This is a genomic window from Rhodobacter sp. P1_C2, from assembly GCF_056406375.1.
The window spans coordinates 179,423-199,036 of the sequence record NZ_JBFUAG010000005.1 but is presented as its reverse complement, the minus strand read 5'-3'; the positions used below and the strand labels follow the sequence as shown (position 1 = coordinate 199,036).

The 19,614-nt window shown below is 68.0% G+C and carries 21 protein-coding genes; 7 read left to right on the top strand and 14 right to left on the bottom strand.

The window, feature by feature from the left end; all coding sequences use genetic code 11:
* Positions 1-13 precede the first annotated feature (13 nt).
* The 6 genes from pepN to AC1DZT_RS10045 form a co-directional block, all read right to left on the bottom strand.
* Positions 14-2,557 carry an aminopeptidase N gene (pepN, locus tag AC1DZT_RS10070; protein ID WP_478006492.1) on the bottom strand — a complete coding sequence of 848 codons (2,544 nt, stop codon included), beginning with the start codon at positions 2,555-2,557 and terminating at the stop codon, positions 14-16.
* A gap of 54 nt (positions 2,558-2,611) precedes the next feature.
* Complete coding sequence (locus tag AC1DZT_RS10065) at positions 2,612-3,508, bottom strand: SRPBCC domain-containing protein (protein ID WP_478006491.1); 897 nt, start codon at positions 3,506-3,508, stop codon at positions 2,612-2,614.
* A gap of 33 nt (positions 3,509-3,541) precedes the next feature.
* Positions 3,542-4,018 carry an SRPBCC domain-containing protein gene (locus AC1DZT_RS10060; protein ID WP_478006490.1) on the bottom strand — a complete coding sequence of 159 codons (477 nt, stop codon included), beginning with the start codon at positions 4,016-4,018 and terminating at the stop codon, positions 3,542-3,544.
* The gene (locus AC1DZT_RS10055) at positions 4,008-4,355 is read right to left on the bottom strand and encodes an ArsR/SmtB family transcription factor (protein WP_478006489.1); all 348 of its coding nucleotides are present in this window, start codon (positions 4,353-4,355) and stop codon (positions 4,008-4,010) included. Before AC1DZT_RS10055 ends, AC1DZT_RS10060 begins: the two co-directional genes overlap by 11 nt.
* Before the next feature lie 137 nt (positions 4,356-4,492).
* Positions 4,493-5,239, bottom strand: a complete 747-nt coding sequence (locus AC1DZT_RS10050; RefSeq protein ID WP_478006488.1) for an EcsC family protein — start codon at positions 5,237-5,239, stop codon at positions 4,493-4,495.
* A gap of 298 nt (positions 5,240-5,537) precedes the next feature.
* On the bottom strand, positions 5,538-6,026 hold the full coding sequence (locus AC1DZT_RS10045) for a GNAT family N-acetyltransferase (protein WP_478006487.1): 489 nt from the start codon (positions 6,024-6,026) through the stop codon (positions 5,538-5,540).
* A 220-nt stretch (positions 6,027-6,246) separates the two neighbouring features.
* On the opposite strand from AC1DZT_RS10045, the gene AC1DZT_RS10040 reads away from it, so the two are divergent.
* Both AC1DZT_RS10040 and AC1DZT_RS10035 read left to right on the top strand, forming a co-directional pair.
* Positions 6,247-6,822, top strand: a complete 576-nt coding sequence (locus tag AC1DZT_RS10040; protein ID WP_478006486.1) for a flavin reductase family protein — start codon at positions 6,247-6,249, stop codon at positions 6,820-6,822.
* Positions 6,823-6,929: 107 nt separating this feature from the next.
* Positions 6,930-7,799 carry a calcium-binding protein gene (locus tag AC1DZT_RS10035; RefSeq protein WP_478006485.1) on the top strand — a complete coding sequence of 290 codons (870 nt, stop codon included), beginning with the start codon at positions 6,930-6,932 and terminating at the stop codon, positions 7,797-7,799.
* Between the two features lie 46 nt (positions 7,800-7,845).
* Here the strand turns inward: AC1DZT_RS10035 and AC1DZT_RS10030 are convergent, their stop codons facing one another.
* Positions 7,846-8,475, bottom strand: a complete 630-nt coding sequence (locus AC1DZT_RS10030; protein WP_478006484.1) for a dimethylsulfonioproprionate lyase family protein — start codon at positions 8,473-8,475, stop codon at positions 7,846-7,848.
* Between the two features lie 395 nt (positions 8,476-8,870).
* Here AC1DZT_RS10030 and AC1DZT_RS10025 point away from each other — a divergent pair, with 395 nt between their 5' ends.
* The 5 genes from AC1DZT_RS10025 to AC1DZT_RS10005 all read left to right on the top strand — a co-directional run bounded on the left by AC1DZT_RS10025 (position 8,871) and on the right by AC1DZT_RS10005 (position 12,476).
* Entirely contained in the window at positions 8,871-9,749 is an 879-nt protein-coding gene (locus AC1DZT_RS10025; protein WP_478006483.1) for an S-methyl-5'-thioadenosine phosphorylase, read from the top strand.
* 1 nt (position 9,750) lies between these two features.
* Positions 9,751-10,989, top strand: a complete 1,239-nt coding sequence (locus AC1DZT_RS10020; RefSeq protein ID WP_478006482.1) for a DoxX-like family protein — start codon at positions 9,751-9,753, stop codon at positions 10,987-10,989.
* Complete coding sequence (locus AC1DZT_RS10015; protein WP_478006481.1) at positions 10,989-11,459, top strand: DUF2269 family protein; 471 nt, start codon at positions 10,989-10,991, stop codon at positions 11,457-11,459. Before AC1DZT_RS10020 ends, AC1DZT_RS10015 begins: the two co-directional genes overlap by 1 nt.
* A 9-nt stretch (positions 11,460-11,468) precedes the next feature.
* Positions 11,469-12,017 carry an adenine phosphoribosyltransferase gene (locus tag AC1DZT_RS10010; RefSeq protein ID WP_478006480.1) on the top strand — a complete coding sequence of 183 codons (549 nt, stop codon included), beginning with the start codon at positions 11,469-11,471 and terminating at the stop codon, positions 12,015-12,017.
* Positions 12,018-12,101: 84 nt separating this feature from the next.
* On the top strand, positions 12,102-12,476 hold the full coding sequence (locus tag AC1DZT_RS10005; protein WP_478006479.1) for a DoxX family protein: 375 nt from the start codon (positions 12,102-12,104) through the stop codon (positions 12,474-12,476).
* Between the two features lie 269 nt (positions 12,477-12,745).
* On the opposite strand, the gene AC1DZT_RS10000 is transcribed toward AC1DZT_RS10005, so the two are convergent.
* The 7 genes from AC1DZT_RS10000 to AC1DZT_RS09970 form a co-directional block, all read right to left on the bottom strand.
* Positions 12,746-14,152 (bottom strand): FAD-binding oxidoreductase, encoded by a 1,407-nt coding sequence (locus tag AC1DZT_RS10000; RefSeq protein ID WP_478006478.1) that lies wholly within the window; start codon positions 14,150-14,152, stop codon positions 12,746-12,748.
* A gap of 51 nt (positions 14,153-14,203) precedes the next feature.
* The gene (locus AC1DZT_RS09995; protein ID WP_478006477.1) at positions 14,204-15,001 is read right to left on the bottom strand and encodes an MBL fold metallo-hydrolase; all 798 of its coding nucleotides are present in this window, start codon (positions 14,999-15,001) and stop codon (positions 14,204-14,206) included.
* 36 nt (positions 15,002-15,037) lie between these two features.
* A complete protein-coding gene (locus AC1DZT_RS09990; RefSeq protein WP_478006476.1) occupies positions 15,038-15,580 on the bottom strand; it encodes a DUF1697 domain-containing protein in 543 nt (180 codons plus the stop codon).
* 75 nt (positions 15,581-15,655) lie between these two features.
* The gene (locus AC1DZT_RS09985) at positions 15,656-16,240 is read right to left on the bottom strand and encodes a GNAT family N-acetyltransferase (RefSeq protein WP_478006475.1); all 585 of its coding nucleotides are present in this window, start codon (positions 16,238-16,240) and stop codon (positions 15,656-15,658) included.
* The gene (locus tag AC1DZT_RS09980; protein WP_478006474.1) at positions 16,240-17,499 is read right to left on the bottom strand and encodes a M16 family metallopeptidase; all 1,260 of its coding nucleotides are present in this window, start codon (positions 17,497-17,499) and stop codon (positions 16,240-16,242) included. Before AC1DZT_RS09980 ends, AC1DZT_RS09985 begins: the two co-directional genes overlap by 1 nt.
* Positions 17,496-18,881 (bottom strand): threonine synthase, encoded by a 1,386-nt coding sequence (thrC, locus tag AC1DZT_RS09975; RefSeq protein ID WP_478006473.1) that lies wholly within the window; start codon positions 18,879-18,881, stop codon positions 17,496-17,498. The genes AC1DZT_RS09980 and thrC overlap by 4 nt, the downstream gene beginning before the upstream one ends.
* The gene (locus tag AC1DZT_RS09970) at positions 18,881-19,549 is read right to left on the bottom strand and encodes an SURF1 family protein (RefSeq protein ID WP_478006472.1); all 669 of its coding nucleotides are present in this window, start codon (positions 19,547-19,549) and stop codon (positions 18,881-18,883) included. Before AC1DZT_RS09970 ends, thrC begins: the two co-directional genes overlap by 1 nt.
* Between the last annotated feature and the right edge of the window lie 65 nt (positions 19,550-19,614).

Here is a 19,614-nt window from a genome sequence, read left to right as displayed (position 1 = left end):
GTCAACCGCAGGTTTATCCCGCCATGCGCCCGACCATCTCGCCCAGATCGCGGCTGAGGCCGGGGGTGGCGGCGATCCGGGCCAGTTCGGCCTTGATGAGCGCCTGGCGGTCCGCGTCGTAGCGCGGCCAGGTCTCGAAGGCCGTCGACATCCGCGCCGCGGTCTGCGGGTTGAGCGGGTCCAGTTTGATCAGCCAGTCCGCGAGCAGCCGGTAGCCCGCGCCCGAGGCGTGGTGGAAGCCGGCATGATTGCCCGACAGGGCGCCGATGACCGAGCGGAAGCGGTTGGGGTTCTTCCAGTCGAAAAGCGGATGCTGGGTCAGCCTTTCGGTGACCGCGGCCGCCTGATCGGGGGCGGCGCAGAGGATCTGCAATCCGAACCACTTGTCCATCACCAGACGCTCGGCCTTCCAGCGCGCCTCGAAACCGGCGACCTCGGCCTCTCCCGCGCCATTGTCGAGCAGGATGGCCAGTGTGCCGATCTCTTCGGTCATGTTGGTGGAAGCCCGGTTGGCCGCCACCACCGGCGCCAGATCCAGCCGCGCCTGCAGGCCCAAAGCCGCCAGCCGCAAGGCCCGCGCCCCCGCCTGGCCCGCATCGGGGCTGAAGGCGCCGCCGACCGGGGCCGCGAGGGCGGCAAGGCTCGGCGCCAGCGTCTCGGCCAGGGCCTTGTGCAGCCCGCGCCGCGCCGCGCGGATGGCCTCGGGGTCGGGCACCGCACCCGCCGCCGCCAGCGTCGCCGCCATGTCGTCATCGGTCGGCATCCGCAGCGTCAGCGCCCGGAAGGCCGGATCGAGGCTCTCGTCCAGCGCCACCCGCGCCAGCCCGTCGAGCAACAGCCCCGGCGCGGCCTTGCCCATCAGCACCTCCTTGGCCAGCGAACGCCCCGCCTCCCAGCGGTTGAAGCTGTCGGTGTCATGCGCCAGAAGGAAGGCGCGCTCCTCGGCCGGCACCTCGCGTTCCAGCACCACCGGCGCCGAGAAGCCGCGCAGGATCGAGGCTGTGGGACGGCTGGCGAGCCCGGTGAATTCAAAGCTTTGCACGGCTTCGGTCAGTTCCAGCACCGTCGTCGGCACCACCTCGTCGCCATTGGGGTTGAGGAGGCCCACCGCCACCGGAATGACCTTGGCCTCCTTTTCCGGCTGGCCGGGCGTCGGCGGGTTGGTCTGGCTGAGCCGCAGGCGGAAGGTGCCGCTGTCGGCCAGCCACTCTTCGGCCACCGCCACACGCGGCGTTCCGGCCTGGGAATACCAGCGCTTGAACTGGGTCAGATCGCGGCCCGTCGCATCCTCGAAGACCTTGAGCCAATCCTCGATCGTCGCGGCATGGCCGTCGTGGCGGGTGAAGTAGAGGTCCAGCGCCTTGGCATAGCCCGCTTCCCCCACCAGCAGCTTCAGCATCCCGATGACTTCCGCGCCCTTTTCATAGACCGTGGCGGTGTAGAAATTGTTGATCTCGACAAAGCTTTCCGGGCGGACGGCATGGGCCAGGGGGCCACCATCCTCGCGGAACTGGCGGGCGCGGAGCGTCAGCACGTCTTCGATCCGCTTCACAGGCTGGCTGCGCATGTCGCCGGTGAACTGCTGGTCACGAAAGACCGTCAGCCCCTCTTTCAGGCACAGCTGGAACCAGTCGCGGCAGGTGATCCTGTTGCCGGTCCAGTTGTGGAAATACTCATGCGCGATCACGCCCTCGATGCGGTTGTAATCGTCGTCCGTGGCCGTCTCAGGGCTCGCCAGAACCAGCTTGGAGTTGAAAATATTCAACCCCTTGTTCTCCATAGCCCCCATATTGAAGTCATCGACCGCCACAATGTTGAAAATGTCCAAGTCGTATTCGCGGCCGTAAACCTCTTCATCCCATTTCATCGAGCGGATCAGGCTGTCCATCGCATAGGCGCAGCGCGTCTCGTCGCCCTTGCGGACATAGATGTTCAACTCCACATCCCGCCCCGACATGGTGGTGAAGCGGTCGGGATGCGCCACCAGATCGCCCGCGACCAGCGCGAAAAGATAGGCCGGTTTCGGCCAGGGATCGTCCCATTCCGCCCAGCCCGGACCACTGCCGACCGGGTTGCCGTTGGACAGAAGCACCGGCAGATCGGCCTCGATCCGCACCTTGAAGGGCGCCATCACATCGGGGCGGTCGGGGTAGAAGGTGATGTGGCGAAAGCCCTGCGCCTCGCATTGGGTGCAATACATGCCGTTCGACATGTAAAGGCCTTCCAGCGCGAAATTCCCTTCCGGCGCGATCTCGACCTCGGTTTCCAGCGTGAAATCGCCCTCGGGCAGCAATGCTGCAGGCAGGGTCAGCCCGGTGTCGTCCGGTACCACCTCCAGCACCCGGCCGGCGATGGCGGCCGAGATCAGCTTCAGCCCCTCGCCATCCAGCCGCAGGTCAAGCCCCGCCCCCCGCGCCGGGTTGGGCGCGATATCGAGCTTCGCCAGCACCCGGGTCGCCTTGGGCGCCAGCCGGAAGGTCAGGCTGACCCCCCGGATGACATGGCTGAAGGGTTGATAGTCTTTCAGGTAAACGGTCTTGGGGTTCTCGGCATTCATCGCGGCCATCCTTTGTTGGCCGCAAGGCTAGCCCCGCAAGGCGGGATTGAAAAGTCAAAGCCGCTCGGCGACGGCGGCCAATTTGCCCAAAGTCTCCAGCCCCTTTGCCTCGGCCCCGTAGCCTTTCGCCGCCTCGCGGCCCGCGGCATCGGGGAAGGTGATGGTCTGGGTGATCCGCGTGCCGCCCGCCTCTGGGGTCAGCACAACGACCACCTCCATCGGCGCGCCCTCGGCATCGGCATCCATCAGGAACTCGATCCGGTCCTCGCGCATCACCTGATAGCGGTGGCGGTTGGGCCAGGTCCTGCCCTCGCCCACCATGTCAAAGCGCCAGACGCCGCCCTCGCGCAGGTCGATCTCCTTGGTGGTGCAGGTATAGCCTTCGGGCCCGAACCATTTGGGCAGGATCGCGGGATCGGTCCAGCAGCGCAGGATCGTGGCGGCCGGCGCCTTGATGATCCGCGAAATCGTCATCTGCCGCGCCCCGATCTCCTGCGCATAGGCCTCAAGCTGGCCTGCGACCGTGCCCCAACCGTCGAAGAAGCCCATCTTGGCATGCGAGGCCGCGGCCTCCTTCGTGCGATGCCGCACCACGGCGCGGTAGCGGGTGACGCCGGGTTCGCGGTCCTCGAAGGTGATGATGGCGGTCATGAAGGGGTCTGGCATGGGCTTCCAGCCGGCCTGATAAGTGTCGGTGAAGACAAGCTTTTCGCCCGGGATCACCTCCAGATAGACGCCGTTGTTCTCCATCATTGTGCCGTCGACGTCGAAGGTCGTATTGCAGGCGCCGCCGGGCCGCAGGTCCAGATCGCAGGCCACGACCTTGTGCGGTTTCGGGACAAACCAGTGCGGCAGATGCTTCGGGTCGGTCCAGCAGGTCCAGAGCAGGGCGCGCGGCGCCTTGATGTCGCGGACGATCTCAAGGTCAAGGTCGGGGTCAAGTTGGGTCATCATGCAATCCGTCCTGGGGTCTGAAATTCGAGGTCAAAGCGTGACGGCGAGGGCGGCAAGCTGATCGGCCACCGTGCCCCAGCCGTCGTGAAAGCCCATCTCGCGGTGGCGCGCCGCATCGGGGGCGCGGGCATGGCGGGCGGTGGCGGCATAGGCGGTGCCGCCCGCGGTGGCGTTCAGGGTGATCTCGGCGGCAAAGCCGAACATCGGTTCGGCGACGGGGCGAAAGCCCTGGGTCATCAGGTCGGTGAAGACCAGCCGCGCGCCCGGATCGGCGCGCAAGACCATCATCTCGACCCGGTGTTCGGCGCCCTCGGGCAGGATCATATGGGTGAAGAACCGCCCGCCGGGGAAAGGCTCGATCACCAGATCGGCCACCTCGACCGGCGCGGGCACCCACCAGCGCCGGAGGAGCGGCGCCTCGACCAGACAGCGCCAGATCAGCGCCGGCGGTGCTGCGATCACCCGCTCGACCCGCAGATCGCGGGTCAGGTCCATCTCATTGCTCATGCTCTCCCTCCACCATCAGACGCGCCACATAATCCTCCAGCCGGTCAGTCCGCGCCTCCCAGAGGGCGCGCTGCTCGGCCATCCAGTCCATCGCCCCGGCGAGGGTTTCCGGCACCGCCCGGCAATAGCGCACCCGCCCGGACTTCTCGCTGGTGATCAGCGCCGCCGCCTCCAGCACGCCGAGATGCCGCATCACGGTGGGCAGGGCGAGCCCGGTGGGCCGCGCCAGATCGCCGACCGGCACCGCGCCTTTGCCGATCCGCGCCAGCATCGCCCGCCGCGTCGGGTCCGACAGGGCCTGAAAGATCAGGGAAAGGTCAGGTTCATACTTAGCCATACCGCTAAGTATCACAATCCGCCGCCCCTGCAAAGCCCCTTCGCCCCCCTTCATCCAGACAAAATATCCGCGGGAGGGTCTGGGAGGGCCGCCAGCCCTCCCAGCCTTGCAGCGAGGCGCCCCGGCGGCAGACCGGATCACCGTGTGCTGGGCAGACCCTGCGCCCGGGCGAAAGCCGCCAGAACCGCCTCGGCCCCATGATGCTCGGCCAGAACCATCAGGCGAAAGCGGATGCGGGCAAGCTTGCGGTAATGGTCAAGCCAGGCCGCATTCATCACCGCCCCGCCCAGCGCCCCGACCACCGGCACCGCCGAGGCCGCAAGCCGCTGACCCAGCACCGGCACCAGCCGCGGCGCGGCCCGCGCGATCCAGCCCGAGAGGGTCGGCCCGGCCAGCGCCAACCGGCCCGAGATGAAGGCCGGGTCCAGCGCCGCCTCGGCCCCGACCGCCTTGCCGCGCGACAGGATGTCCAGCGTGGCGAGGCGCACGCCCTCGCGGTCCGGGTCCAGCCCGGCCGCCCGCGCCTCCTGCCGGATCGCCTGCAGGAAAAGGATCAGCGCCACCGGCATCTCGGCCATGGCGCCCGCGAGCCCGACCGCACCCCCGGCCGCGCCCGAGGCGATGAGAAGCCAGCGATGCCCCCGGCGCCCCAGCTGCGGCGCCTTGCCGGCAATGCCGAGACCCACCCGCAAGGCCTGGGCGACCTGCGCCTCGACCTCGGAGCGCAAGCGCATGGGCAACCGCGCCCATTGCGCCTCGATCCCGGCACCCAGCGTGCGGCTGCGCGCGACAAGCGACCGCTCCAGCCGCGCCTGGTCGAAGGCGAGAGCGGTGACTTCAAGGTCAAGGTCATGCGACGGAAGGGCGGGAAGGTCCTGGGTCATGTCCTGAATATGGGGTGCCTCCCGCCAAAGGCAAAGCCCCACCCGCGCGGCCCCCTCCCGATCCAAAGGCGCGCCTGCGGCGCAAGCCAGGTCCTCGCCTCTGGCCTGCGGCCAACCGGCTCAGGCGAAGGCGCCTCCGGCGGGAGTATTTGGGCAAAGAGCAAGGGAAAGCGCGGCAGCGCCCCCTTTCACCCGAGGCAAATATCCCCACCGGAGGCTTTGCGGAGCCGAAGCGGCCCTGGCCGCGCCGGCGACCTCAAGGGCTTGCGCGCCCTGGCGCGCGCCGCTGGATGCGGGGTCAGGCGCCGGTGGCCTTGGTCACCTGGCCGCGCACCTTGTCCCAGGCGCCCGCCTTCAGCGCGAGGCCGAGCACCCGGTCGGGATTGGTCGGCGGCGGCATCACCACGCCTTCCAGCTTCTTGAAGCCGAAGCGGCGGTAATAGGGTTCATCGCCCACCAGCATCACCCGTTCCCAGCCAAGGCGCCGCGCCTCGGTCAGGCTTTCGTTCATCAAGAGCCCGCCCAGACCCTCGCCCTGATGGGTCGGGTGCACCGCGACCGGGCCGAGGAGCAGGACATCCTCGCCCCCCACCTCCGCCGGCCAGTAGCGGATCGCCGCCACCAGCACGCCATCCTCGCGCAGGATCAGGCAGAGGGCGGCCACCGTCGGCACCCCGTCGCGCAGGCGGTAGGAGGACAGGGCCGTCCGCCCCGGCGAAAAGCACAGGTCGTAAAGCGCCTCCACCTCCCACCAGTCGGCCTCGGTCTCTTCTTCCAGCTGGTACAAGGCGCCTCCGGGGCTCGCGACAGAATCATCTGGAAACGCGGGTAACATGGTCACATGTCAGGATCAAATCGGTTCGCGCCGCCCATTCCCGCCACGCGGCCGGCACAAGGCCCGGCCCGGAAAGGCGTGGCGATTTATCGCCCGCCCCGTCCGGCCGGAGGCCCCCTTCCGCTTTGCCCCCTCCGCGCCTAAGCTTCGGCCAAACACCTGAAAGGCTCCCATGTTTTACCGACCCTCCGACGGACACGGCCTGCCGCATTCGCCCTTCAACGCCATCGTCGCCCCGCGCCCGATCGGCTGGATCGCGACCCGCGGCGCCTTCGGCGACAACCTCGCCCCCTATTCCTTCTTCAACGCCGTGGCCTATACCCCGCCCCAGGTCATCTTCGCCTGCGACCGCAAGGATTCCCTGCGCAACATCGAGGACACCGGCGTCTTTTCCACCAACATGGTCAGCGAACCGCTCTGGCACCAGATGAACGCCACCTCCGCCCATCTGCCGCGCGGGGTGGACGAGTTCGCCCATGCCGCGGTCGAGAAGGCCGAATGCACCACCATCGACTGCCCGCGCGTCGCCCTCTCTCCCGCCACGCTGGAATGCCGCCTGCAGCAGGTCGTCGCGCTGGAAGGCGGCGCGGATTTCCTGATCATCGGCACCGTCACCGGCGTCCATATCCGCGACGAATACCTCAGCAACGGCCGCTTCGACCTGACCAAGGTGCGCCCGATGACCAGGCTCGGCTACAAGGACTATGCCGTCATCACCGAGCTTCTGCCGCTCGACCGGCCGCGCTGACGCGGACCGGACCTTCGCAGGACACTTTCCGGGCAAATTCGCTGGGCAAACCGCAGATCTCCGGCTAGCCTCGGCCAAAGTCATTTGCAAACCCAAGGGAGTTTTTGATGCCCACCGTGACCTTTTCCGCCGGTTTCTCCAGCAGCATTGCCCAGGTCTTCGGCTTCATCGACGGGGCGACGCTCTTTTCGACCATCACCCATGTCACATCGACCGAGGTGGACCTGTCGACCGGCGGATCGGCCAGCTTCATCGTGCGCGGCACCGGGATCACCCATGGTGGCACGGCGGGCAATTACTATCTGACCGGCGGCACCCTGACCGAACTCGACGCCTTCTCCAACGGGCAACAGGTGGCCGCCCTCACCGGCTTTCACATGAATGCCTTGACCCTGAGCAACGCCATTCAGGCAGAGCTGACCCATACCGACAGCGCCGCGCTGGAGAACCTGTTCTACGGCCTCGGCTGGACATACCACGGCAATGCCGGGCAGGACATCCTGCTCTCCACCTCGAAATCGGGCGACGGGATTCCAGTCAACCTCAGCGGCAATGACCGGTTCCTGACCGGGGGCGGCAATGACCACGTCTTCCTCGGCGATGGCAAGGATTACGCCAGCGGCGGCCTCGGCCGCGACACGCTGGAGGGGGGCAACGGCAATGACACGCTGCTGGGCGGCAGCGGGGCGGATGTGCTGTCCGGCGGCAACAATGCAGACCGGCTGAACGGCGGCACCGGCGATGACACGATGGCGGGTGGGTCCGGCCTCGACACTTTCGTCTTTGTGCAGGGCGACGGGCATGACCGCGTCACCGGCTTCAACACCGCCGAGGACAAGATCGACCTCGCCCCCGGCCTCGCCCATACCGTGACCACGGTGGGCCATGACACGACCGTGCATTACGGGACCGCCGGGGATACGATCCTGCTGGTGGGGGTCGATGCCGCCCATGCCAGCCTGATCACCTTCATCTAGGCCCGACTTAATCCAGACCCGACGCGCGCGGGTCAGCCCGCGTGCCCTATTTCCCCAGGATCACCGATTTCGCCGCCAGATCGCCGCCGCGCCAGAGGTAGAGCGCCGCCAGAGGCTCTGCCCCGACCCGCATCGCATGGGGCACCCAGGGCGCGTGGTGGATGGCCTGGCCCACCGGCACCGGCGCAAAGGGCCGGTCGCCCTGCTGCCATTCCGCCACGCCATGGATCGGCAGATAGACCTCTTCGGCGGCATGGGCATGGGCGGGATAGGTCACGCCCGGCCCCAGAAGCAGCACCCCACAGGCGATCTTCTCGCTGGCCAGCGGGCCACGAAGCCCGATGAACTCGCACCAGCCATAGGCCTGCAGGAAATCCGCCCCGAAATCCGCGGCGCCATAGGTCTGCTGCCAGCGCAGGCCCGGCGCCGCCTGGCGGATCGCGGCCAGCGCCCCCGCCACCGCCGCACCGAAGGCCGCGCCCCCTTCGCCTGCGCCCGCCGCCTCATCGCCTTCTGCCACACCGGAGCCCGTCATCCCCTCCAGCCAGCGGCAGACCGGCAGCGAGACCGGCGCAACCTCCCGCCGCGGCCCGATATCGGGCCAATCGGCCAGAAAGGGCTCCGCCGCCGCCACCCCGGCAAAAGCCGCCCGCACCTGAGCCAGCATCCTGTCCATTCCGCCTTGCCTCCTCTGCCTGCCAAGGCCCAGCCTAGGCCATGCCCCGCCCCGACGCCAAAGCTTTGATGCGCCCGCCGCCGCGCTGATCATGTGGACATCCCTGTCGCCAAGATGAAACGCCTGCGCGTTGCGCCAAACGCAATGGCCGCTTTGCGTGAAGAACCATGATCCGGACCCGTGCCACGGTTAACAAAACGTGAAGAAAATTCACAAAACCACGCCATACCAACCACTTACCTAACCTTGCACGCGTGCAAAGCCCGTGCCTTTTCACACTCCCTCGCCCAAAACTTCACCCCCGCCGCAAAATCCCGCCCTCACCGGGGCAGAGGCGATAGACTCCCGCCGTGCCCTCCCCTACCCTCGGGCCAAGCAACCCCAAGGAGACCGCCATGCCCCCCCAAGTCACCCCCAGGATCGGCGTGATCGGCGGCTCGGGGGTCTATCAGCTGGGCGAGATCGAGGAGCCGCAATGGCTCTCGGTCACCACCCCCTGGGGCGCCCCCTCGGACGAGGTTCTGACCGGGCGGATCAAAGGTCAGGCCATGGCCTTCCTGCCGCGTCACGGGCGGGGCCATGTCCACACGCCCACCTCCGTGCCCTACCGCGCCAATATCGATGCGCTGAAGCGGCTCGGCTGCACCGATATCATCGCGGTCTCGGCGGTGGGGAGCCTCAGGCTCGACTACAAGCCGGGGGATTTCGTGCTGGTCGACCAATATATCGACCGCAGCTTCGCGCGGGAGAAGAGCTTCTTCGGCCCGGGCTGCGTCGCCCATGTCTCGCTGGCCGATCCGACCTGCGCAAGGCTGGGCGCGGCGGTGGCCAAGGCCGCCGAAGGGGCGGGCATCACCCTGCACCGCGAGGCGACCTATCTGGCGATGGAAGGGCCGCAATTTTCCACCCGCGCCGAGAGCCGGCTTTACCGGCAATGGGGCGCCGATGTGATCGGGATGACCGGCATGCCCGAGGCCAAACTCGCGCGGGAGGCCGAGATCTGCTATGCCTCCGTCGCCATGGTCACCGATTACGACTGCTGGCACGAGGGCCATGGCGCGGTCGATGTGGCCCAGGTCATCGCGACCCTGACCGCCAATGCCGACAAGGCGCGCGCTCTGGTGGCGGGCCTGCCCGAGCATCTGGCCGCGCGTCCCACGCCCTGCCCCTGCGGCTGCGACCGCGCCCTGACCCATGCCCTGATGACCGCGCCGGCCAAGCGTGACCCCGACCTTCTGGCCCGGCTCGACGCCGTGGCGGGCCGGGTGCTTTAAGGTGGCGCACCCGGTCAGCCGGGTGCTTCTGCTCGGCGCCGATGGCTTCATCGGCCGCCACATCGCCTTTCACCTGCGCGCCCGGGGGGTGGAGGTGCTGGCCCAGGCCCGCAGGCCCGAGCGGCTGGCCCGGATGGGCTTTGCCACGCTGAAGGCCGACCTGACCGACCCCGCCACCCACGATCCCGCCTTCTGGCGCCCGCATCTCATGGGCGCCGACCTGATCGACGCCGCGGGCCTGCTGACCGGGACCGAGGCGCAGTTCCGCGCCGTCCATGTCGCGGCCCCCGCCGCAGCGCTGGCGGCGCTTGGCCCCGATGCCCGCGCCCTCCTGATCTCGGCCATCGGGATCGAGGCCGACACACCCTTCGCCCGCTGGCGCCGGGAATCCGAGGCGCTGTTTGCGGGCCATGCCATCCTGCGCCCCGGCCTCGTGCTGGCCGACACCTCCTATGGCGGGTCGAGCGCCCTGCGCGCCTTTGCCGCCCTGCCCTTAGCCACCCTGGTCGTGGGCGACGGCCGCCAGCTGTTCAACCCGATCCATGCCGCGGATCTGGCAGCGCGCGCCCTTTCCCTTCTGGGCACCCCCGGCCTGCACGAGGTCGGCGGGCCGGAGGTGATCACGCTGAAGGACCTGACCCTGCTGCTGCGCCGCTGGCTGGGGCTGCGCGATCAGCCGGTGGTGCGGGTGCCGCTGCCTCTGGCGTGGGCGGCGGGGCGGCTTGGCGATGCGCTCCGCCTCGGGCCGATCTCGGCCACCGCCGTGGCGCAGTTGACGCGGGGCGTGCTGAGCCACCCGGGCCTAGACAATCCGGCGGCGGGCAATCCGGCGCGGGGGGTGACGGCGTTCACCCTCGCCCGGCCTGCGGGCACGCAGGACCTCTGGCAGGCGCGGCTTTACCTGATCAAGCCGCTCATCCGGTTGACACTCGCGCTGCTCTGGCTGGTCTCGGGGCTTCTGGGGCTGCTGCTGCCGCCCGAGAGCTTTCCGATGGTGCATGCCCCGCTCTGGCTCGCCCGCGCCTTTGGCCTGCTGGATCTGGCGCTGGCCTGGGCGCTGCTCCGCGACCTGAGACCGCGCGCGGTCGCCCTGGCGCAGTTGGCGCTGGTGGGTGGCTATACGGTCGGGCTGACGCGCCTCGCCCCCGGCCTCTGGCTTGACCCTTTCGGCGGGCTTTTGAAGAACCTGCCGATCCTTGCCCTGATCCTGACCCATCTCTCCCTGGCGGAGGAGCGGTGATGGACGCTTATGCCACCGCCAAATGGCTGCATATCCTGTCCTCGACCGTACTGTTCGGCACCGGGATCGGCACGGCCTTCCAGATGGTCTGGGTGATGCGGCGGGGCACGGCGGGACAGGTCGCGCAGACGGCTGCGGGCGTGGTGATGGCGGATTGGCTCTTCACCACGCCGGCGGGCGTGATCCAGCCGCTGACCGGGCTCTGGCTGATCCATCTGACCGGGTTCTCCCCGACCGCGCCCTGGCTTCTGGCGGCCTATGCGCTGTACCTGATCGCCTTTGCCGCCTGGGCCCCGGTCGTCCATCTGCAACTGCGCATCCGCGATCTCTGCCGCGCCGCCCCGGCCGATGGCCCGGTGCCCGCGCCTGCGCGCCGCCTTTACCGGATCTGGGTGGCGCTGGGGTTTCCCGCCTTTGCGGCGCTTGTGGCGATCTTCTGGCTCATGGTATCGAAACCCGACCTGATCTGAGGACCTCCGATGCAAAAGCCCGCCGCCGCCAAGAGTGTGAAAGATTACATCCGCACCATCGTGGATTTCCCGCATGAGGGCATCCTCTTCCGCGATGTCACAACGCTTTTCGCCGATCCGCGCGGCTTTCGGATGTGCGTGGACCAGTTGCTGGCGCCCTATGCCGGTTTGCGCATCGACAAGGTGGCGGGACTGGAGGCGCGGGGCTTCATCCTCGGCGGGGCGGTGGCGCATCAGCTTTCGACCGGCTTCGTGCCGATCCGCAAGAAGGGCAAGCTGCCGGGGCAGACCATCTCTCAGGCTTACAAGCTGGAATATGGCGAGGCGGTGGTCGAAGTGCATGACGATGCGATGCTGCCGGGCGAGAAGGTCCTGCTGGTCGATGACCTGCTGGCCACCGGCGGCACCGCCGAGGCCGGCATCCGCCTGATCGAGCGGCTGGGCGCGCAAGTCATCGGCTGCGCCTTCGTGGTCGACCTGCCCGAACTGGGTGGCCGTAAGAAGCTGGAGGCGATGGGCATGGAGGTCCACGCGCTTTGCGCCTTTGACGGGATCTGAGGCTGTGCCGCCCCACACGCGGAAGTGAAGCGCGACATGAGGCCCCGGCTTGCCGGGCGGGGGGCGCTCTGTCAGCCTTGGGGCATGAAAGACCTTGGCAATCTCATCGGCCGGATGCTGATCGCGATCCTGTTCTTCGGCGGCGCGGTGCAGAAGGTCACCGATCCGGCGCCGGTGATGCGGATGCTGGCCGGGATCGGCCTGCCAGAGGCGCTGGTCTGGCCGGTGGCCGTGTTCGACCTGATCGCGGGCCTTGGGTTGATCTTCGGGCCTTTCGTGCCGATCTGGGCGCTGGTGATGGCGGGCTATTGCATCTTCACCAGCTATTTCCACTGGCAGCTGCGCGCCGATCCTTGGCAGGTGACGATCATGGTGAAGAACTGGTCGATCGCCGGCGGCCTGCTGATCCTCGCCAGCACCGGCCCCGGGCGCCATGCGCTGAGCTGGACGCGGCGCTGAGGCCCGGCGCCTGTCGAGGGGCGTTTACCATTTGCTAACCCGAATCGGCATAAACCAGTCTTGTCCGGTTCACCCGATCGGATGGGCGCTGCTTGCAACACGTGACCCACCTACCCCACCCCAGCGCCCTGTCGGTTTCTCCGGCAGGGCGTGCGGCGTTTTGGGAAGGCTGCGGTCTGACAGGATGGCCTGCTTCCCAAAGGCTGGGAGGGCTGCCTGCCCTCCCAGACCCTCCCGGGGATATTTCCGTCTGGATGAAAGGGCAAGGGTCAGCGCAGCACGGCGCCGGGGTTCATGATGCCCTGCGGGTCGAGCGCTGCCTTGATCGCCCGCATCGCGGCAAGTTTGGCGGGGTCGCCGTAACGCTCCAGATCCGCCACCTTGAGGCGGCCAAGGCCATGTTCGGCGCTGAACGAGCCGCCGCGCGCCACGACCATGGCATGGACCAGATCCTGCACCGGGCCGGTCATCGCCTTGAAGGCGGCGGGCTTCAGGCCCTTGGGCGGGAAGACGTTGTAATGCAGGTTGCCGTCGCCGAGATGGCCGAAGCAGTTGATCCGCCAATCGCCAAGCCGCGCCAGTTCCGGCCCGGCATCGCGGATGAAAGCGGCAATCTCGCCGAGGGGCAGCGAGATGTCGTGGCTCGAGACCGAACCCACCGCCCGGTTGGCCAGCGGGATCGTCTCGCGCAGCTCCCAGAGGCTCGCGCGCTGTGCGCCCGATTGCGCGATGATCCCGTCCGAGACGAGGCCCTCGTCCAGGGCTGCGGCGAAGAGCGTTGTCAGCGCCTCTTGCGGGTCGCCCTCCGACAGGCCGACATCGACCAGCACCATCCACTCCGGCACCTCGGCAAAGGGCTGGCGGATCTGCGGCAGGGTCTCGGCCAGGAAGGTCAGCCCCATGCCCGAGATCAGCTCGAAAGCCGAAACCGCCGGGCCAAGCTGCGCCTGCGCAAGCGCCAGCAGCGTCAGCGCCGCCGCGGGATCGCGCACCACCATCAGGGCCGCACCCTCGGCCTTGGGGATCGGGAACAGCCGCAGGCTGGCCGCGGTGATGACGCCCAAGGTGCCCTCGGCCCCGATCAGCAACCCGCGCAGGTCATAGCCGGTGTTGTCCTTCCTCAGCCGCTTCAGCCCGTGCCAGATGCTGCCATCGGGCAGAACCGCCTCGAGCCCGAGACAAAGCTCGCGCGCATTGCCGTAGCGCAGCACGTTGACCCCGCCGGCATTGGTGGCCAAATTGCCGCCGATCCGGGCCGAACCCTGGCTTGCCAGCGTCAAGGGGAAGAGCCGGCCCGCCGCCTCGGCCGCCTTGTGGACATCGGCGAGGATCACCCCGGCCTCGGCCAGCAGCACATTCTCCTGCGGGTAGACGCCGCGGACCCGGTTCATCCGCTCCAGCGACAACAGAAGTGGCAGGGGCCCCTCGGTCATCACCTGCGCCCCGACAAGCCCGGTGCCGCCGCCCCAGGGCACGACGCCGACCCTTGCCGCACCACAGGCGCGCAGGATCACGGCGACCTCCTCGGTCGAGGCCGGGCAGGCCGCCGCCGCCGCCTGGCCCTTCCACTTGCCGCGCGGCTCTTCCAGGTAACGCGGCTCGGCAGGGCGCAGGGTGCCGGGCGGCAGCTGGCCCTCGAGGTCATTCAGGAAGGCGGGATCGGCGGGGTTGAGCATGGCAGGTCTCCTTGCCCCCGTCTTAACGGCAGATGGCCGGAGGGGAAAGCATCACGGGAAAGGTGCGGGCGTCAGCACCACCGCCTCGGGCGTCGCCGGCAAACTGGCGCGCGAGACGGTGATCTCGGCGCTGGCAGGCCTACGGACCGGGTAATCGGGCTGCAGATCGGCGAGGTATTGGGCCAGAACCTCGGGCGTGAACCAATGCATCGGCAGGACCAGCCGGGGGTGGAGCGACCGCGTCACCCCGGCAATCGCCGCCTGCGACATGGTATATTCGCCGTCCACCGGCACCATCAGCACATCGACCCGGCCGATCGCCGCCCTCTGCTGCGGGCTGAGGATCTGATGCAGGTGCCCCAGATGGACGAGGCACAGCCCCGCCACCTCGAAGATGAAGATCGAATTGCCATCCTGCCGCGCGCCCTCGCCAAAGGGCCCGCGCAGGTCAGAGGTCACGTTGCGGATGCGCAACTCGCCCAGGTCGAGGTCGATGGCGGCGGGTTGGCCCGGCGGCCCCCAGCCCCGGATCACGACCGGGATGCGCGGGTCGGGGTGATCGGTGTAATGCGTGTCATGGTAGTTGTTCATCGTGACGATCTGCGGCACCACGTCGCGGTTGCCGGTCTTGCCGTTGTAATCGGTGATCGCCATCAACCCGCCCGGGGTCTGCAGCGCAAACATCGCATGGCCAAGGTAGCGGATGCGCACCTCGCCCTCGGGCAGGGGCGCGCCATAACGCACGAAGGTGACCTGCCCGCTGTCGGCCAGCGCCACGCAGTCCGAGCGCGGGGTCTCGGCCCGCGCCATCAAGGGCATCAGAAGGAAAAGCGCCAGAAGCCACCGCATGGGCAAACCCTGCCACGACGCGCGCCGCCGCGGCGGTCACGTTCCCGTCATCGGCGTCACGGAGCGGGCCAGAGCCAGGATCGCCTCGGCCGAGCGCTGGTTGCGGCCCGTCGCCTCGCCCTTGAGGTGGCGCGCCAGCTTGGCCGCAAGGACCGAGGTGCCAAAGCCCTGCGGCGTGTGCAGGTAAAGCGCGGCCTCCGTCAGATGGAACCGCTCGCCCGCGGTCGCCAGCGCCTCGAGGCCGGGCAACAGCACGGCACCGGGCTTCAGGAACAGGATATGCACCTTGGCGCCATCGACCGCCCCTTCTGCCGCGAAAGGGTTGGCGGCCAGGACCGCGGCCATCTCCTCCAGCCCCAGCACAAAGACCGGGGTCGCGATGCCATGGGCCGCCAGCGCCGCGCCGACCCGCGCCTCCAGCCCGGTTCGGATGCCGAGAGCCACGGCATTGCCGCTCTGGATGAAACTCTGCACCTGCGACAGGCCCAGACCCTTCAGCAGAGCGCGAAAATCCTCCATCGGCAGGCGGTTGCGGCCCCCGACATTCACCCCGCGCAGCATCAGGATCAAAGGCTCCACCCCTGCCCCTTTCATTGGTCCATAAATATCCTGGGGGTCCGGGGGCAAAGCCCCCGGCTACCAGAACCTGTCGCCTCAGCCCGTCTCGGTCTTGCCGCGCCGGTCGTGCCGCAGGTTGGAGTAGAGCACATGGTTGCGCCAGCGCCCGTTGATCTGCAGATAGCTCTGCGCCACGCCCTCGTATTTGAAGCCGGTCTTTTCCAGCACCCCGCGCGAGGGGGCGTTTTCCGGCAGGCAGGCGGCTTCGATCCGGCTCAGGTCCATCACCTGGAAGGCGTAATGGACCACCGACTGGATCGCCTCGCGCATATAGCCCTGCCGCGCGAAAGGCGCGCCGATCCAGTAGCCGAGCGTGCCCGCCTGCACCGGGCCGCGTCGGATATTGTCCAGCGTGATCGCCCCGATCAGCAGATTGTCCTCGCGCCGGATCAGCATCAGCGCCAGCGCCGTGCCCTGCACCTCGGCCCTTCCCGCCCAATAGACTCGGTTGGTAAAGGCCTTGCGGGTCAGATGGTCGGGCGCCCGCACCGGCTCCCATTGCACCAGATGGTCGTTCGAGATCGCCCGGAGCGCCGCCCATTGCCGGTAATCCTGATGCGCCGGCAGGCGCAGCGTCATCCGTTCGGTCTCGATCCTCGGCTTCTTGTGCAGGCCAAACATCAGGCGCGCAGCCTTTCCTGCAAGGCCTCCAGCCCCGGCGCGGCCGCCACGGGGCCGTAAAGCGCCAGGGCCGTCCCGGCCTGCAACAGGCTCTCGCCAAAGCGGCGGACATCGGCGGTGGTCACCGCATCGATCCGTGCCACGACCTCGTCGACATCGGGCACCCGGCCATAGATTGCCAGAAGCCGCGCGATCCGCTCGGCCCGCGAGGACGGGCTTTCCAGCCCCATCAGCATCCCGGCCTTGATCTGGGCCCGGGCGCGGGCGACCTCGGCCTCCGACATGTCCTCGGCGGCGCGCTTCATCTCGTCGATGGTGAGCGTCGCCAGATCGCCGATCTCGTCCTCCGAAGTCCCGGCATAGATCGTCATCTGCCCGGCATCTTCGTAAGCCCCGGCCTGGGCGAAGATCGAATAGCAGAGGCCCCGCTCCTCGCGGATCTTCTGGAACAGGCGGCTCGACATGCCGCCGCCCATCGCGGTGGCATAGACCTGGGCGGTATGGACATCCGGATGGCGATAGCCCGGCGCATCCAGCGCCAGGGCGAAGTGGACCTGCTCCAGATCCTTGACCTCGCGCCGCTCGGTGCCCGCGAAGCGCGCCGTCTCATAGCCAAGCTCGCCGCGCGCCGCGATGCCGCCGAACATGGCGCGGGCCTGGGCCACGATGGCGTCATGGTCCACCGCCCCCGCCGCCGAGAGGATCATCTGGCCCGGCGCATAACGCTCGGCCACGAAGCCCTGCAGATCCTTGCGGCCAAAGCCCGAGACCCGCTCCTCCGGCCCGAGGATGGTGCGGCCAAAGCTTTGCCCCGGATAGGAGGCCTCCTGCAGCCAGTCGAAGACGATGTCATCGGGCGTGTCCAGCGCCTGGCCGATTTCCTGCAGGATCACATGGCGCTCGGTCTCGATATCGCTGTCGTTGAAGACCGGGTTCAGAACGATATCCCCGATCACATCCAGCGCCAGCCCGACGTCATTCTGCAGCACGCGGGCGTAATAGGCCGTCATCTCGCGCGAGGTATAGGCGTTGATATAGCCGCCCACATCCTCGATCTCCTCGGCAATCTGCAAGGAGGTCCGCCGCTCGGTGCCCTTGAAGGCCATATGTTCCAAAAAATGCGCGATGCCGTTCTGTTCGGGCCGCTCGTGCCTTCCACCCGCCGTGACCCAGATCCCCGCCGAGGCGGATTTCAGCCCCGGCATATCCTCGGTCACGATCCTCAGGCCATTGTCGAGCGTCGTCAGGCGTTGAGTCAAAGGGCGATCCTTTCGCGGACCAGAGATTGCAGCGCGCCAAGGTCATTGGGCACTCTTGTGACCCGTTCCGGCTTCTGGAACAGGTCGGCCATCCGCGCCGGCAGCGCCGGACGGATGCCCGAGGCCGCCTCGACCGCATCGGGGAACTTGGCCGGATGGGCGGTGGCCAGCGTGATCATCGGGGCGGCGCCCAGATGCTCCTCGGCCACCTTCACCCCCACGGCACCGTGCGGGCACAGAAGCTCGCCCGTCGCGGCCTGGGTCCATTTGATCGTGGCCGAGGTCTCGGCCTCCGAACAGCGGCCCGAGGCGAAGGTGCTGCGCAGCATCTGCAAGGCGCCCTGGCTGATCCGGAATCCGCCGGTCTTCAGCTCTTCCATCAGCGCCGCCACCGCCGCGCCGTCGCGGCCATAGGCGTCGAAGAGGGCGCGCTCGAAGTTGGAGGAGACCTGAATGTCCATCGAGGGCGAGATCGAGGGTTTCACCCCGTTCGTCTCGTAGATGCCGCTGCGCAGGGCGCGGTCGAGGATGTCGTTCTGGTTGGTGGCGATCACCAGCTGCTTGATCGGCAGCCCCATCGCGCGCGCGATATAGCCTGCGAAGATGTCGCCGAAATTGCCGGTCGGCACGGTGAAGCTGACCGCCCGCTCCGGCGCGCCAAGGCTCAGCGCCGAGGAGACGTAATAGACCACCTGCGCCAGCACCCGCGCCCAGTTGATCGAGTTGACCCCGGCCAGCCGCACATCCTCGCGGAAGGCGAAGTCGTTGAACATGTCCTTCACCCGGGCCTGGCAATCGTCGAAATCGCCATCCATCGCCAGGGCATGGACATTGGATTCGGTCGGCGTCGTCATCTGGCGGCGCTGCACCTCGGAGACGCGGCCATGCGGGAAGAGGATGAAGACATCGACATTGGCCAGGCCCCGGAACGCCTCGATCGCGGCCGAGCCGGTATCGCCCGAGGTCGCACCCACGATGGTGATCCGCTCGCCGCTGCGGGCCAGCGCCGCTTGCATCATCTGCCCGATGAGCTGCATGGCGAAGTCCTTGAAGGCCAGGGTCGGGCCGTGGAACAGCTCCAGCAGGAAATGGTTCGGCGCCAGCTGCTTCAGCGGCGCGCGGGCCGGATGGCCGAAGCCCGCATAGGCCTTGGCGATCAGGCCGCGGAATTCGTCGTCGCGGAAGGTATTGCCCATGAAGGGCTTCATCACGGCGAAGGCGATTTCCTCATAGGGCCGCCCGGCCAGGGCCGCAAAGGCCGCCTTGGTGAAGACCGGCACCGACTGGGGCACATAAAGCCCCCCGTCCCGTGCCAGCCCCGTCATCATGGCTTCGCCGAAATTCAGGACCGGAGCGGTCCCCCGGGTAGAGATATATCGCATCATGCCGCCTTCGAACTTTGCTGTCTGATACGCCACAACAGAAAGACTGTCATCACGAACCAGACGATCGCGAGGGAAAACCACGTCATCGCATATTGCCAGTGGTCGTTGGGAATAGCCGAAGTGTCCAGAGGCACCGGTATGATCCCGTCACCGGTCGGCACACGCGCGACAATAAGTGTGGGCTCGGTCCGCAAGGCGGCGGCCATCGCCGCAACGTCCCGCGCAAACCAGAGGCCGGTCTTCTGATCCGGCGGCGGGGTGTAGCTGTCGGCCTCCTGCGGCCAGTCGAGGTTGCCGGCCACCACGGCATCATGCGCCAGGCCGGGCGTCGCGATCGTGCCGTCCAGCCAGATGCCGCGGTCGACCAGCACGCGTCGCCCCTCCGGCGTGGCAAAGACCGCGATCACCCGCTTGCCCGGGCCGCGGTCGGCCAGACTGTCCAGCTTGAAGGCCGCCTCGCCGGTATAGCGCCCGGTCAGCGTGACCCCGCGGTAGCGGTCGGCCTCCATCGTCACCACTTGCGGCAAAGTCACCGGCGTCTGCACCAGCATCGCCTCGATCGCCGCGATCTTGGCCTCTTTCCAACTCAGCCGCTCCAGCTGCCAGACACCCAGCGAGATCAGGATCAAGACCCCGATCACACCCACCAGCAAAGGTCCGATCATCCGCCGCATCATCTTCTCCAAAGGAAAGGGGGGCGCCAGAAACCGCGCCCCCCTTCATTGGTCCC